Here is a 14,060-nt window from a genome sequence, read left to right on the forward strand (position 1 = left end):
GCTCCCGGGGCGCCTGCTGCGGAACCGGCCGGGGCGCGTGGGGCCGTTCGGGTGAACGGGGTCGCGCCGGAGCCCCGCGCCGCATCGTCCGGCCGGCCCGGCGGCGAGGGAACCCACACCACCCCTTTTCCCTCTATATGAGCACGTGCAAGGGCACGTGCCGTTGATCCACCGCCCCGGAGTCCCCGTTGAAACACCCCTACGCCGTCGCGCTCGCGGCCGCCCTCGTCGCTTCCTGCGCACTGCTCACCGGCTGCTCGGAGACCGGGCAGCCGGTCGACTTCAACGCCGGCGGCAAACCCGACGGGGCCGCGCCCGTCAAGCCCGTGGACGCGGACACCCGTATGCCGACGGGCCCGAAGAGCGACTTCCGGGTCACCCGGACGCTGGACGACGGCACGCACATCGCCCGGACCACGCTGAAGGGCCGCAAGTCCGGGGTCACCGGCAGCGTCTGGGTCTGGGCGCCGAAGGAGTACCAGGACCCGAAGTACGCCAAGAGCGGATTCCCGGTGCTGATCGCCCTGCCGGGCGGTCTGGGCAGCCCGCAGGACGCCGACGGGGTCACCAATTACTGGGTCGGCGGCGACATCAAGCTCCAGGAGAACCTCACCCGGTGGACCGCGGAGGGCAAGAGCCTGCCGTTCATCGTGGTGATGCCGATGCTCAACCCGGACACCCGGTACCACGACGCCAGCGACATACCCGGCCAGCAGAAGATGGGCACCTGGCTGACGGAGGACGTGGTGGACCTGGCGAAGGCCAACTTCCGTACCTACCGGTCCCGCGACGGCTGGGCGTTCATGGGCTCGTCCTCGGGCGGCTTCGCCGGGCTGAAGTCCGTGCTGAAGCACCCGGACAAGTTCAAGGCGGCGATCGCCAGCGGGCCGGACATCGTGCCGGACTCCCCGCTGTGGGCCGGGCACCAGGCGGAGAAGGACGCCAACAACCCGGAAAAGCTCGCCCGGCGGCTGCTCCAGAAGGGCGGCCCGGACGTCTACCTCGCCTTCCAGGCGGGCACCCGGGAGTCCCCAGCCGTCACCCGGTCCATCGAGAAGTTCCGCAACGCCTACGGCAAGGGGCCGATCCACACCTCGCTGCAGCTCATACCCGGTGGGCGGCACAACGCCTGGGACTACCAGAAGGGCATGGACGACGGTTCCCTGAAGTTCATCAGCGACCACCTGAAGGCCCCGGTGCCGAGCCGTTCCTGACGCCGGGCGCGCGGATGCAGATCACCTGAGTGGGGGTGATGCTGGAGTGGCGGGGGGCCGTCCCGAGGAGGTCACACCATGTCCGTGATGGACAAGCTCAAGCAGATGCTGAAGGGTCACGAGGAACAGACCGGCAAGGGCGTGGACAAGGCCGGCGACTTCGTCGACGAGAAGACCCAGGGCAAGCACTCCGGGCAGGTCGACACGGCACAGGACAAGCTGCGGGACCAGCTCGGCCGCGATCAGAACCAGCCGCCGCAGAGCTGACCGAACGGGTTTTCCCAAGGGCGGTGCCGGACCGCCGCCCCGCCCGTACGCTGTGCGGATGATCTCCGCGTCGTCCGCCCAGCTGACCCCTGACGTCCTGATGCGCCCCGTCACGGCGGAGGACGCCGCCGGCCTCGCCCGGTCCTACCGGCGCAGCCGGGACCATCTCCGCCGCTGGGAGCCGGACCGGGACGACGCGTTCTTCACCACCGACGGCCAGGCGGCCCGGCTGCACGCACTGCTCGCGGAGCGAAGCGCCGGGCAGGCCATGCCGTGGGTGCTGGAGCGGCGGCCGGACGACGGTGCCGGGGAGCCCGAGGTCGTCGGTGCGATCACGCTGACCGGGATCGTGCTGGGCCCGTTCCGCAATGCCCACCTGGGCTACTGGATCGACGCGGGCCAGCTGCGCCGCGGCCTGGCCTCGGCCGCGGTGACCGCGGTCTGCGCCGCGGCCGATGCCGAGCTGGGCCTGCACCGCGTCCAGGCGGGCACTCTCGTCGACAACCTCGCGTCCCAGCGCACGCTGCTGAAGTGCGGTTTCACCGCGTTCGGCACGGCCGAGAACTATCTGCACATCAACGGCGCCTGGCGCGACCACCGGCTGTTCCAGAAGATCCTCAACGACCGCCGCCCGTAAGGCCGCGGGCGCGTGCGGACCGCGTCCGGACGCGGAGGGGCGCCCGCCCCCGGTCGGGAACGGGCGCCCTCGCCGCGTGGTGCGGACGGGTCAGGCCAGCCGGATCTTCTCCGCCTGCGGGCCCTTGTGGCCCTGGGTGACCTCGAACGTCACCTTCTGGCCCTCCTGGAGCTCGCGGTAGCCGGTGGCGTCGATGTTGGAGTAGTGCGCGAAGACGTCGGCGCCGCCGCCGTCCTGGGCGATGAAGCCGAAGCCTTTCTCCGAGTTGAACCACTTCACGGTGCCGGAAGCCATATCTGTCTCCTTCGTTCAAGGGGCTCGGATCGGGTTCCGCGACTGCGGCACCCGGAGGTGATCGCCTTGGGTCCGGAGACGCACCGCACACGCACACGCACAGCAAGAACGCCCGTGAATGCGACACGGGCGCCCGGTACTTCGGAACCACGACAGCTGTTCAGGACGCTACACCGAGCAACGCCCGGCGGGCGGCAGGTCCGTGACGGACGCGTCGCCCTTCACCGGGCCAGGGCCATCCGATGTCCTCCGTATACCTGACCTATCGGATGTGTGTGCGGGACCGGCGGGTGGGTCCGGTTGCCTGACCACCCATCAGGACCTCTCCTCGTCCGCGGTCCTCTCCGGGCCCGCCGCCGGGCCCGCCTCCGGGTCCTTCCCTGCCGCGCCTGCCGCCGTTTCCGCGGCCGTGCACGGCTTGCGGCGGCGCCACCAGAGCCCGGTGCCGAGGCCGGCGGCCGCGATCATCCCGACGGCCGCGGCCGACGACAGCAGCCACCGCCGGCGCCCCGCGCCGTCGCCGTCCGCCGGGGCGCCGGCCTCGTGCAGGGAGTGCAGCGTTGACGGGCGGTGGGCGACCTGCCCGGCCCCGGCGTCCCGCCAGCCCGGGGCGACGCGCGGCAGCATGGCCACCGCGGCGGCCCGGGGCGCCACCTCGAACCCCCAGTCCAGCAGGGCCCGGGTCTCCTCGTAGACCGCGTTCGGGGCACCGGACTGCGGGTTCATCGCGGTGACCAGCAGCGTCCGGCCGTCCCGCCGGGCGGCCGCGACCAGGGTGTTGCCGGCGTGCGTGGTGTAGCCGTTCTTCACCCCGATCAGTCCCTCGTACGGCCGCACGCCGTGCGAGCCGACCAGCAGCCGGTTGGTGTTCTGGATGCCGAACGAGTCCGGGCCGCCGCCCTGCGGGAGCTGGGCCCGTTTCGTCGCGGCGAACTCCGCGAAGTCGGGGTTGGTCAGCCCGGCCTGCCCGAAGAGCGCCAGATCGTAGGCGGAGGAGACCTGCCCCGGAGTGTCGAAGCCGTCCGCGGACTCCACCCGGGTGTCCCGGGCGCCGAGGCGGCGCGCGGTCTCCTGCATGTCGTCGATGGTCTTGTTCCAGCCACCGTTCATGGCGGCCAGGGTGTGCACCGCGTCGCTGCCGGAGCTGAGGAAGACGCCGTGCCACAGGTCGGCGACGTGGTACGGCACCTCCTCCCTGAGCCCGGCCATCGAACTGCCCGCCTCGATGCCGGCCAGGTCCTCCATGGAGACGGTGTGCACCGTCCCCTGGGAGAACTTCGGCAGCACGGTCAGCGCGAAGAGCGTCTTGAGCGTACTGGCGGGTGGCAGCGGCCGGTGGACGTCCTTCGCGGCCAGCACCTTGCCGCTCCCCAGGTCCGTCACCATCCACGACAGCGCGGTGACCTTCGGCGGCTCCGGTACGTCCTCCCGGGCCACGAACTGCACCCCGCGCCGGTCCAGCCGGTTCCCGGCGTCGGCCGCGGGGCGGGCCCCGGCCCGCAGGTCGTCGATGCCGTACGGGCCATCGGCCCGTACGGTCCGGCACACGCCACCGGCGCGTGCCGGACCGGGCACGGCCAGCAGCCCGGCGGCACAAACGGCCACGACGGTCACGGCTCTGACGGGGGCCCATCTCGCGCTCGACATGAGGCCCACGCTAGGAACGCGGTGGGCGGGGCGCCGGTTGGCTTACGCCATCCGGTGACCTCCCACGTACTTGGCTGTCCCGCCGCGGGTCGTCTCGCCGTTGCGCGCTTTGCGGCGCCTCCCACGTAACCGTCTGTCCCGCCGCGGGTGTTGTTCGCCGTTGCGCCTGCGGCGGGCTGGGTTGTTTGTGGGTGCGGTGACGGACCTCCGGGGCCGGTTGTGTGGACTGCTGACGCTTTACGTCCACACACCCGGCCCCTCCGGCCCGTCCCCTCCCGTGAGAGGGAAAGTGAAGGACGGTGGGGGTGCACGTAATGCCCACATGCGCGCAGGCAACAGACCAGGCCCGCCCCCAACCAGCTCAGCAACTCCCACTCACGGGAGGGGCTGGACCGGAGGACGAAGTCTGGAGGGCCGGCACCGCACCCGACACACAAACGCCCGCCACCAGGCGCAACGGCGAACAAGCCCCGCGGCGGGACAGACGGGTACGTGCGGGGCGCCGCAAAGCGCAGCGGAACGCCCCGTGGTTTGTCCCACACCAGCGAATAGCGCCACAGCAGATGACGTCGGTAGCGGCTGCCCAGCAAGCAGGCGCGGGCGGCGCGGCGGACCTCGCCCCAGGTCATGGCGGTGTCCAGGATCGGCATGCCGGGCGGTCCGGACTTGCCGCCGTGCCGGCGGGCCTGGACGTAGGCGGCGGGGAGGCCGGCGCCGCTGACGAGCCAGTCCCAGGGCGTTCCGTTGGCCGCCAGCCCGACGACCACGAGACGGCCGCCGGGCGCGAGCAGACCGGCCAGCCGACGTCCAGCGCCCGTGCGCAGCCGTCCGGCACCGCGTCCAGGACCAGCCGGTGGTAGTGCACGTTGTGGTTCCAGTACGGATCCGGCGGCGCCGCCGGTGCGTCGGTGAACGGCATCGGGTCACCCTAACGAGCCCGGCCGGTGCCGCGTGGTCCCATCGGGTGAATCCCTGCGTGCGGCGCAACCGGGCGGGCCCTCCGCGGCTTCCGGAGAGTTGACAGAGTGTTCCGTTCCCGCGAGCCGTGGAGGTCCCGATGCCACTCGACCACCCCACTCCCCCGCCGTACGGCGCGGCACCGGACTACACGCTCGCCCCGCCGCGCGCCGAGGACCGTCTGGACACCCTCGCGCTGCCGCTCGATCCGCTGCTGCCGCCGCCCCGCCCGGAGGACCGGGTGCCGGGTGGGCCCTGGCGGGCCGACGAGCGGCCGCTGCCGCCGCCGCGTCCCGAGGAGCGGCTGCAGGGCCCGGTGGCACTGCCCGATCGCCGGCGGCCGGACCTCCAGGCCGCGCTGACCGCGGCCGGCATCGCGCCGGAGGCCAGGGACGCGGTCGCGGTCGCGAACATCGCGGGTCTGGGCGACGCCACCGTCCGGGCCGTCATCGGCTGGATCGAGGCGGCCGGCCGGGCGTCCTGGGCCCGGCCGCACGCGGTGTGAGCGACCGGCTCCGGTTCACCGCAGGCCGGGCAGGGTGCGCAGTTCGGTGACCTTGAGGAGCCGGGCGAGCGCCAGGAAGAGCAGGGCCATGGTGAGGCCGCCGGCGGCCAGCGCCAGGACGGGGGACCAGAGGGCCGGCACGGCGACCCCGGAGCACGCCCGGGCCACGAGCCAGGCCACCGCGCCGGCCACGGCGGCGGCGCCGGTCAGCTTGCCGTAGGTCCGGCACAGCCGGCGTCCGTCGAGGCGGCCGGAGAGGCGCCGGCGCAGCAGCAGCGCGGTGAGCAGCAGCCCGGCCCCGTACGCGACGGTGTAGGCGGCGGCCATGCCGGTGACCGCCCAGCGGGCCGGCAGCAGCAGGTGGCAGGCGGTGGCCAGGGCGATGTTGAGGGCGGCGATGCCGGCGCCCGTCCAGAATGGCGTACGGGTGTCCTCGAAGGCGTAGAAGCCGCGCAGCAGCAGGTACTGGGCGGAGAACGGGATCAGACCGAGGCCGAACGCCTGCAGCATGTGGCCGATCGGCGCGGCCGAGGCGGCGTTCACCGAGCCGTGCGCGAACAGCAGTTGGGCGGTCTGCGGGCCGAGCGCGACGAAGAAGAAGGCGGCCGGGACGATGAGCACGCCGCTGACGCGCAGGGCCCGGGAGAGGTCGCTGCGCAGGTCGTCCAGGCGGTGCTCGGCGACCGCCCGGCTCATCCGGGGCAGCAGGGCCGTCACCAGCGAGACGGTCACGATCGACTGCGGCAGCGTCCAGATGCCCTGGGCGTAGTTGTAGGCGGTGTATCCGACACCCGCGGTGGGGAGTTGCCGGTCGGCGGCGCCGGCGTAGTGCGTGACGACGGTCATCGCGGCCAGGTTGGCGAGCACGAAGAGGAGTGTCCAGCGGGCCGCCGAGATGCTCTTGCCGAGGCCGCTGCCCCGCCAGTCGAAGCGCGGCCGGAAGCGGAAGCCGGCCGCGCGCACGAACGGGACCAGGGCCAGGGCCTGCAGGGCGATGCCGCCGGTGGTGGCGAGGCCGAGCAGATCGATCTGGCCGGGGGTGATGTCCTCGATCCGGTCGGGACCGGCCAGCAGCCCGAGGTAGAGGCCGAACATCGCGATCAGCACGACGTTGTTGAGGACCGGCGTCCACATCATCGCGCCGAACCTGCTGCGGGCGTTGAGGACCTGGCCGAGGATGAAGAAGAGCCCGTAGAAGAAGATCTGCGGCAGCAGGAAGCGGGCGAAGACGACGGTGAGTGCGAAGGCGGCGTGGGTCCGGGGCGTGTCGGGCGTGTAGAGCGCGACGATCTGCGGGGCGGCCCACACCGAGAGCAGGGTGCCCACCGTGAGCACGCTCAGGACGAGGGTGACCAGCCGCTGTTCGTGGGCCCGGCCGCCGTCCGGGTGCTCGGCCCGGGCCCGGACCAGCTGCGGTACGAGCACGGAGTTGAGCGCGCCGCCGATCAGCAGGGTGTAGAGGCTCATCGGGACGACGTTGGCGGTGTTGTAGGTGGTGGCGAGCAGTCCGGTGCCGAGCGCGGCCGCCTGGAGCACGTTCCGGAACAGCCCGGTGGCGCGGGACGCCACGGTCCCCACCGCCATCAGGAGCGAGGAGCGGGCCAGCCCGCCGCCGGCCTCCTTCTCCCCCGCGGCCGGGTCGCCGGCGGGTATCTCCCGGCCGGGCACCCGCAGTTGCATGGTGTCGTCCGATGTTCCCTCGATCATGGGGACAATCTATGCCGCTCCCGGCAGCGGGCGGGCGCGCGCGGGGTCCAGGAGCGGGGCGAGCAGATCGCCGTGGGCGGCGTAGCGGGGGGCGATGTCGCTGAAGAGGAAGGTGAGTTGCTCCGGTTCGGTGCAGTCGGCCACCTCGTCCCAGGTGACGGGGGTGGAGACGGTGGGGGTGGCGCGGGCGCGCAGCGTGTAGGCGACGGCGGTGGTCTTGGCGGCGGAGTTCTGCGAGAAGTCGATGAAGACCTTGCCGGGGCGGAGCGACTTGGTCATCTTGTGGACGACGAGGTCGGGCAGGGCCCGGGCGGCCTCGACGGCGAGGTGCCGGGCGTAGGCGGTGACCCGTTCGGACGGGGCCGGCTCGATGGGCACGATGAGGTGCAGCCCCTTGGAGCCGCTGGTCTTGGCGTGCACGTCCAGGCCGTCGGCGGTCAGCCGGGCGTGCAGCCACCGGGCCGCCAGGCAGCACTCCACGATGGTGGCGGGCTCCCCGGGGTCCAGGTCGAACACCAGCCGGTCGGCGATGCCGGGCGCCCGGCAGGTCCACTGCGGGGTGTGCAGTTCGACGACCAGGTTCGCGGCCCAGACCAGCGCGGCGAGGCCGTCGATCACGACCTGCCGGGTGGGCCCGGACGTCGAATGGGGGACCTCGCAGGTCTTCACCCAGGAGGGCGTGCCGGGCGGCACGTTCTTGGTGAAGAAGCGCTGGCCTTCGGGCCCGTCGGGATAGCGCAGGAAGGACAGCGGCCGGTCCGTCAGGTGCGCGAGCAGCGCGTCCGCGGTGGTGGTGCAGTAGTGGAGCACCTCACCCTTGGTGGTGCCGGTCTGCGGATAGAGGACCTTGTCCAGGTTGGTCAGCGAGAGGCGCCGCCCCTCCACCATGGTGATCGGCGACATACGATGAGAATCCCACACAAGGGATGAAATATGCGTTCTATCTGGAATGGGTCAATTTCCTTCGGACTGGTCACCATCCCCGTGAAGACGTACAGCGCCACGGACCGGACCTCGTCCGTCTCTTTCGTCCGCATTCACGAAAAGGACGGCGCGCAGATCCAGTACCGCAAGATCTGCGAGCTCGATGGCGAGGAAGTCACCAACGAAGAGGTGGGCAAGGGCTACCAGCCGCCGGGCGACGACGTCATCGTGCCGATCAGCGACGACGAACTGTCGCGACTGCCGATGCCGACGTCCAAGACGCTGACCATCCTGTCCTTCGTCGACCCCGGCGAGATCGACCCGCTCCAGTTGGACAAGGCCTACTACCTCGGCCCCAACGGGGCGGCCGCCGCCAAGCCGTACGCCCTGCTGCGGGAGGCGCTGGAGCACCACCGGAAGGTCGCGATCGGCAAGGTGGCGATGCGCGGCCGGGAGTCGCTGGCGATGCTGCGGGCGTACGAGGGGGCGATCGTGATGCATGCGCTGCTGTGGCCCGACCAGATCCGGCCGGCCGCCGGCGTGGCTCCCGAGGCCGTGCAGATCCGCGAGAACGAGCTGTCGCTGGCCGAGACGCTGATGGACTCGCTGGGCGAGCTGGACCCGGCCGAACTCCACGACGAGTACCGGGAGGCCGTGGAGGAGCTGGTCGCCGCCAAGCTGGAGGGCGAGGAACCGGTCGCCCCCGCCGCCCCGGGCCCGTCCGCCCGGGTCATCGATCTGACCGCGGCACTGGAGAAGAGCGTGCGAGCGGCACAGGGAGGGCGGACGGAGGCCGCGGAGGGCGAGGCGGAGCCGGCGTCCGTGACACCGATACGGGGGCGGAAGACGGCGGGCGAGGCCGCGGCCAAGAAGGCACCGGCGAAGCAGGCCGCCGCCAAGAAGTCCGCGGCGGCGAAGTCCACGGCAGCGAAGTCCGCCCCGGAGAAGAGCACGGCGAAGACCGCAGCGAAGAGCGCGGCGAAGAAAAGCACGGCGTCGAAGACCGCGGCGGCGAAAAGCGCGACGGCGAAGAGTGCGGCAACGAAGAGCACGGCGGGCAAAAGCGCGGCCAAGAAGAGTTCCGCGCAAAAAGGCGCACAGAAAGGCGCCGCCAAAAGGGGCGCGGCCAAGAAGTCCGGCTAGGCCCTTTCCCCGGGGCAAGCACCGGCCATGCGCTTCCTGCTCACCCGCCCGTTCTAGAGTTTCGGTATGGCTTCAGACGAGGGGACCACCCGTATCGACAGCTGGATCTGGTCCGTACGGCTCACCAAGACCCGTTCGCTGGCCGCGGCGGCCTGCCGGGCGGGGCACGTACGGGTCAACGGCGAGCGGGTGAAGCCGGCGCACGCCGTGCGCAGCGGTGACGAGGTGCGGCTGCGGCACGCCGGCCGGGAGCGGATCGTGGTGGTCTCGCGGCTGGTGCGCAAGCGGGTGGGCGCGGCCGTCGCCGCGGAGTGCTTCGTCGACAACAGCCCGCCGCCCCCGCCCCGCGAGGAGGTCCCGCTGATGGGCATCCGGGACCGCGGCACCGGGCGCCCCACCAAGCGGGACCGCCGGGAGATCGACCAGCTGCGGGGCCGCGGCATCGACTGACCCCGCGGGGCTCCTCAGGCGTCCGGGAGCGCGTCGAGGTAGACCCAGGCGCCGTCCTCGCGGACGAAGCGGCTGTGCTCGTACTGGCTGTCGGCATGGCCGTGCAGGGTGTAGTGCGCGCGGAATTCCACCGTGCCCTCGGTGTGGAAGGCGCTGCCGCCGGTGGTACCGAGGATTTCCAGCCGGGTCCAGCGCTGCGCCGGTTCGAGGTCGAGGGCGGCCGGCCGGGTGGACGGGTGCCAGGTGCGCAGGAGGTAGCCGGTGTCACCGACGGCGAAGGCGCTGTAGCGCGAGCGCATCAGCCGTTCCGCGGTCGGGGCGGCGGCACTGCCCTGGTGGAAGGGCGCACAGCAGTCGCCGTAGGTGGCGTCGCGGCCGCAGGGGCAGGGCGCGGCGGGGGTCACGGCGGCGGGGCGGCGCGGCGGGCCGGCCGGCTTCTTCTTGGACTTCGGCACCCGACGATTGTGCCGGGTCGGCAGGGGTGCTGGGCGACCCGCCTGAGGTGCGCGGGGGCCCGGCCGGACGGCGGTGACGGACACGCCGGGGCGACACGCCCTGAAGCTGCGCCCATATAGGGAATTTCAACGACAAATCACCCGTTTGCGGCTTCTTGTGGCTTGATGCGACCTGTGAGGCTGGAAGAACTCAAGGTGACCGTCCCCACCACCCAGGAGAGAACACCCCATGATTCTGTCCATTTCCGGCGTCGTCCTGCTCGGTGTCATCGTCTTCCTGTTCTTCCGCAAAGACGGCCTCAAGTTGTCCCACGCGTTGATCTCCGCGCTCTTCGGGTTCTATCTCGCGAGCTCCGCCATCGCGCCGAGCATCAAGGCCGGCGGGGCGAGCCTGGCGAGCCTCCTCGGAGGGATCAAGCTTTAGGCGGCCTCCTCCGAGGGCCGCTCCCCCGTGGGCTCCCTCCCGATCAGCGGCCGGGGTGCGGGCCGGGGCGACCGCCACGCGCCGCCCGCCCCGGCCCGCCGCCCGACCGAGCTCCCCCGACCACCGCACGAGCACCTGGAGACGATGTGGCCCGGCGTCCTCTGCCCCGCATCCTGACCGACCGCGTACCGCTCGCCCGTGTGGCGCAGAGCGTGTCGCTCCTGCGCGGGCGCGATGTCGCGCGCAGCGCCGCGGACGGCGCCTCGGACGTGTTCCACCCGCTGATCACGATCGGCCGGGGGCTGCGCCGGCTGGCGGTGGCCGGCCGGGGACGGTGGGCCGAGACGCCCAAGGAGCAGCGCGGACCGGCGCTGTTCTTCATCGGCGCGTGCGTGCTGATCGTGGCGCTGGTCCCGTACGGGCCGCTGCTGGCACTGATCGCGACGATGATCGCGGGCGCCTGGGCGGGACGGGAACGCGTCACGGTGGAGACCGGCCCCAGCGAGGCGGAGACCGAGCGGCTGCGGGCGCTGTACGAGGCACTGGTGCCGTATCTGGCCGTCGAGGGCGACCCGAGTCCGCTGTACGCGCCCGGCGGCGACTGGACGGGGGCGTTCCCCGAGTACGCCTTCGACGACGATGGGCGGCTGGCGCGGCTCCGGCTGAAGTACCCGCCGTACTTCACCGACGGTGAGGACCAGTCCCGGGTCCGCATCGAGCAGGTGCTGTACGCCAAGGCCGGCCGCGGCCGGGAGTACCACTTCGCCTGGGACGAGCTGGCCAACCAGCTGACCGTGACCGCGCTGTCCGCGCTGCCGGCCGACATCGCCGCACAGCGCTTCGTCACCTCGCCGGGCGAGACGGTGCTCGGGTTCACCGACGCCGACGCCGTGCGGCGGACACTGCCGGTCGACGGCGACGAGGGGACCCGCGACGCGCCCCCGGTGGTGTGGCGCACCGGCCAGCGCTCCACGGAGCCGCATCTGCTGGCCATGGGGCCGCCCGGCGCCGGCGTGACGACGCTGCTGCGCTCGATCGCGCTGCAGGCGCTGCAGCACGGCGAGTTGCTGGTCGTGGACGGCGGCGGCGCCGGCGACTTCGGGTGCCTGGCCGGCCGCCGGGGCGTGCTGGGCGTGGAGAGCGGACTGGCCGGGGCGCTGGCGGCGCTGGAGTGGGCCGCGCAGGAGACCGAGCGGCGGCTGGTCACCGCGAACCGCGCGCGGCAGGCCGGCCGGCCCGTACCGGAGGACGTCCGGCGGCCGCTGTGGATCCTGGTGGACCGGCCGTCGGCGCTGACCCACCTCGCGTCCACGGAAGGGCGGGACGATCCCCAGCGGTGGCTGCAGGTGCCGCTGCGGCACGGCCGGGCGGCCCAGGTGACGGTGGTCGTGGCGGAGCAGTTCGAGAACGCCGAGCTGCTCGGCGAGGCCGTGCGGGCGCATACCAAGGCGCGGGTGGTGCTCGGGTCCGCCACGGCGGAGGAGGTGCGGGCGGTGCTCGGGGCGCCGCCGCACACCACACCGACGGCGAGCGTGCCGCCGGGGCGCGGCTACGTACGGCTGGGGACCGGCGAGGTGCTGCGTCTGCAGGTGCCCGCCACCCCCGACCCGCTCGACGAGGCGACCGGCGAGGCACAGCGACAGGCCGTACTGGCCCTGCTGCCGGAGCGGGCCGTTCCGGCCGGCGAGGAGACGCCGGGGGACGTGTCGGAGGCCGCCGCCGAGCCGGTGGGGCCGGCGCCCCGGGTGTCGATCGTCAAGGGCGGCGAGTCCCGTACGGCCCGGGGCGGTTCGGTGGAGGCGCTCCGCGCGGAGGGCTGAGCCACTTGCCGCGAGCAGCGGTTGACGATCCGTCAGGCGACGAACGAGTGCCGTGGTTCGGTGTCCACCGGCGCGCCCGTGGCGACCAGTCGCGCGGCGCCGGCCAGCCGGACCGCGGCCTCGTCGGCGACCGCCCCGCTGACCGTGAACGGCAGCCGGACGAAGCCCTCGAAGGCGCCGTCCACACCGAACCGCGGGCCGGAGGGCACCCGTACGCCCAGCCGCTCCCCCGCCTCGGCGATCCGCGAGCCGGACAGACCGCCGGTGCGCACCCAGAGCGTGAGGCCGCCGTGCGGCACGCTGAACTCCCAGTCCGGGAGGTGGCGGCGGAGCGCGGCGACGATGGCGTCGCGGTTCTCGCGGGCCTGGTCACGCCGGATGCCGACGGCCTGCTCCCAGCCGTCGCCCGTCAGCAGCGAGGCGATGGCGAGCTGTTCGAGGACCGGTGAACCGAGGTCGGAGTAGGCGCGGGCGGCGACCAGGCTGCGGATGATGTCGGGTGCGGCGCGCACCCAGCCGATCCGCATCCCGGCCCAGAACGCCTTGCTCGCCGATCCGACGGTGATCACCGCGCTGCCGGCCGGGTCGAACGAGCAGACCTGCGGGGGGACTTCGGTGTCCGCATCGAGCCGGAGCTCGGTCATGGTCTCGTCGACGACGAGCAGGGTGCCGGCGGAGCGTGCGGCGTCGACGAGGCGGCGGCGCTGGTCCTCGGTGGCGAGGGTGCCGGTGGGGTTGTGGTAGTCGGCGACGACGTACGCCATGCGCGGCGCGGCATCGCGCATCACCTGGCGCCAGACCGGGATGTCCCAGCCGGCCAGCCGCTCCCCGAGGGCGACCGGGACCAGCCGGGCGCCGGCGTCCCGCATCAGCTGGAGGATGTTGGCGTAGGAGGGCGAGTCGACGGCCACCCGCTCGCCGGGGCTCGTACAGAGCCGGCAGATGGCGGCGACCGCGCCCATCGCGCCCGTGGTCACCATGATCTGTTCGGGCATGGTGGGGATGCCGCGGGCGGTGTAGCGGTCGGCCAGGGCCTGGCGCAGGACGGGCAGGCCGGCCGGGTAGTCGCCGTGGGTGTGGGCGTAGAGCGGGAGGTCGGTCATCGCGGCCTGGACGGCGCGGGTGAGCCAGGGCTCGGGGGCCGGGAGGGCGGCGCAGCCGAGGTCGATCATGGAGCCGGCGGCCTCGGGGGGCAGTGGCTCCAGGCCGCGGGTGGGCAGCGGATTGCCGGCGGGGACGGCGGTCCAGCTGCCGGAGCCGCGCCGGGACTCCAGGAACCCCTCGGCGCGCAGCGCTTCGTAGGCGGCGGCGACGGTGGTGCGGCTGACGCCGAAGGCGGCGGCCAGTTCGCGTTCGGCGGGGAGCCGGGCGGCGACCGGTATCCGGCCTTCGAGCACGAGGAGGCGGATGCCGTCGGCGAGGCCGCGGTAGGCGGGCAACCGGCGTCCGCCGCCCGCCAGTTGGACCTCGCGGGAGTCCTGCGACCGGAGCAGCCGGGCGAGTTGGGGCGCGCCGACGGCTGAAGTCCACTGGGCCATGAAGATCAGTCCACCTTCCCGCAATTGGCTCTACTTCGCGAGCCCGGACATGCCACATGGTGTCATGCCTCGGTCCAA

General features: G+C 72.9%; 14 protein-coding genes. 8 read left to right on the top strand and 6 right to left on the bottom strand.

The genetic code is table 11. The annotated features are described in order from the left end of the window. Nucleotides 1-188 precede the first annotated feature (188 nt). From V2J85_RS22485 to V2J85_RS22495, 3 genes are all read left to right on the top strand, one after another. On the top strand, nucleotides 189-1,214 hold the full coding sequence (locus V2J85_RS22485; RefSeq protein WP_261954401.1) for an alpha/beta hydrolase: 1,026 nt from the start codon (nucleotides 189-191) through the stop codon (nucleotides 1,212-1,214). Nucleotides 1,215-1,292: 78 nt separating this feature from the next. Then, on the top strand, nucleotides 1,293-1,481 hold the full coding sequence (locus tag V2J85_RS22490; RefSeq protein WP_261954402.1) for an antitoxin: 189 nt from the start codon (nucleotides 1,293-1,295) through the stop codon (nucleotides 1,479-1,481). Nucleotides 1,482-1,539: 58 nt separating this feature from the next. Then, the gene (locus V2J85_RS22495; RefSeq protein WP_261954403.1) at nucleotides 1,540-2,118 is read left to right on the top strand and encodes a GNAT family N-acetyltransferase; all 579 of its coding nucleotides are present in this window, start codon (nucleotides 1,540-1,542) and stop codon (nucleotides 2,116-2,118) included. Nucleotides 2,119-2,208: 90 nt separating this feature from the next. Here the strand turns inward: V2J85_RS22495 and V2J85_RS22500 are convergent, their stop codons facing one another. Together V2J85_RS22500 and V2J85_RS22505 are read right to left on the bottom strand one after the other, a co-directional pair. After that, on the bottom strand, nucleotides 2,209-2,412 hold the full coding sequence (locus tag V2J85_RS22500) for a cold-shock protein (RefSeq protein WP_030416471.1): 204 nt from the start codon (nucleotides 2,410-2,412) through the stop codon (nucleotides 2,209-2,211). 315 nt (nucleotides 2,413-2,727) lie between these two features. Continuing rightward, on the bottom strand, nucleotides 2,728-4,059 hold the full coding sequence (locus V2J85_RS22505; protein WP_330822561.1) for a D-alanyl-D-alanine carboxypeptidase family protein: 1,332 nt from the start codon (nucleotides 4,057-4,059) through the stop codon (nucleotides 2,728-2,730). Between the two features lie 1,057 nt (nucleotides 4,060-5,116). Between V2J85_RS22505 and V2J85_RS22510 the strand changes: the two genes are divergently transcribed. Then, nucleotides 5,117-5,521 (top strand): hypothetical protein, encoded by a 405-nt coding sequence (locus tag V2J85_RS22510; protein WP_261954406.1) that lies wholly within the window; start codon nucleotides 5,117-5,119, stop codon nucleotides 5,519-5,521. A 15-nt stretch (nucleotides 5,522-5,536) separates the two neighbouring features. Here the strand turns inward: V2J85_RS22510 and murJ are convergent, their stop codons facing one another. Both murJ and ligD read right to left on the bottom strand, forming a co-directional pair. Continuing rightward, on the bottom strand, nucleotides 5,537-7,228 hold the full coding sequence (murJ, locus tag V2J85_RS22515; RefSeq protein WP_330822562.1) for a murein biosynthesis integral membrane protein MurJ: 1,692 nt from the start codon (nucleotides 7,226-7,228) through the stop codon (nucleotides 5,537-5,539). Nucleotides 7,229-7,237: 9 nt separating this feature from the next. Next, nucleotides 7,238-8,131, bottom strand: coding sequence for a non-homologous end-joining DNA ligase (ligD, locus tag V2J85_RS22520; RefSeq protein ID WP_330822563.1), 894 nt, complete (start codon nucleotides 8,129-8,131; stop codon nucleotides 7,238-7,240). A 30-nt stretch (nucleotides 8,132-8,161) separates the two neighbouring features. On the opposite strand from ligD, the gene ku reads away from it, so the two are divergent. Together ku and V2J85_RS22530 are read left to right on the top strand one after the other, a co-directional pair. Then, on the top strand, nucleotides 8,162-9,295 hold the full coding sequence (ku, locus tag V2J85_RS22525; protein WP_330822564.1) for a non-homologous end joining protein Ku: 1,134 nt from the start codon (nucleotides 8,162-8,164) through the stop codon (nucleotides 9,293-9,295). Nucleotides 9,296-9,361: 66 nt separating this feature from the next. Continuing rightward, nucleotides 9,362-9,745: an RNA-binding S4 domain-containing protein gene (locus V2J85_RS22530; protein WP_261954409.1), complete on the top strand. Its 384-nt coding sequence runs from the start codon at nucleotides 9,362-9,364 to the stop codon at nucleotides 9,743-9,745. Nucleotides 9,746-9,759: 14 nt separating this feature from the next. Here V2J85_RS22530 and V2J85_RS22535 read toward each other — a convergent pair whose 3' ends face one another. Further along, a complete protein-coding gene (locus tag V2J85_RS22535; protein ID WP_261954410.1) occupies nucleotides 9,760-10,200 on the bottom strand; it encodes a YchJ family protein in 441 nt (146 codons plus the stop codon). 229 nt (nucleotides 10,201-10,429) lie between these two features. On the opposite strand from V2J85_RS22535, the gene V2J85_RS22540 reads away from it, so the two are divergent. Together V2J85_RS22540 and V2J85_RS22545 are read left to right on the top strand one after the other, a co-directional pair. Continuing rightward, on the top strand, nucleotides 10,430-10,624 hold the full coding sequence (locus tag V2J85_RS22540) for a hypothetical protein (protein WP_033269053.1): 195 nt from the start codon (nucleotides 10,430-10,432) through the stop codon (nucleotides 10,622-10,624). A gap of 146 nt (nucleotides 10,625-10,770) precedes the next feature. Next, entirely contained in the window at nucleotides 10,771-12,444 is a 1,674-nt protein-coding gene (locus V2J85_RS22545; protein WP_261954411.1) for a hypothetical protein, read from the top strand. 32 nt (nucleotides 12,445-12,476) lie between these two features. On the opposite strand, the gene V2J85_RS22550 is transcribed toward V2J85_RS22545, so the two are convergent. Next, nucleotides 12,477-13,982 (bottom strand): SCO1417 family PLP biosynthesis transcription factor, encoded by a 1,506-nt coding sequence (locus V2J85_RS22550; protein WP_261954412.1) that lies wholly within the window; start codon nucleotides 13,980-13,982, stop codon nucleotides 12,477-12,479. Nucleotides 13,983-14,060 lie beyond the last annotated feature (78 nt).

This window comes from Streptomyces bugieae, from assembly GCF_036352915.1.
GTDB classification, from domain to species: domain Bacteria; phylum Actinomycetota; class Actinomycetes; order Streptomycetales; family Streptomycetaceae; genus Streptomyces; species Streptomyces endophytica.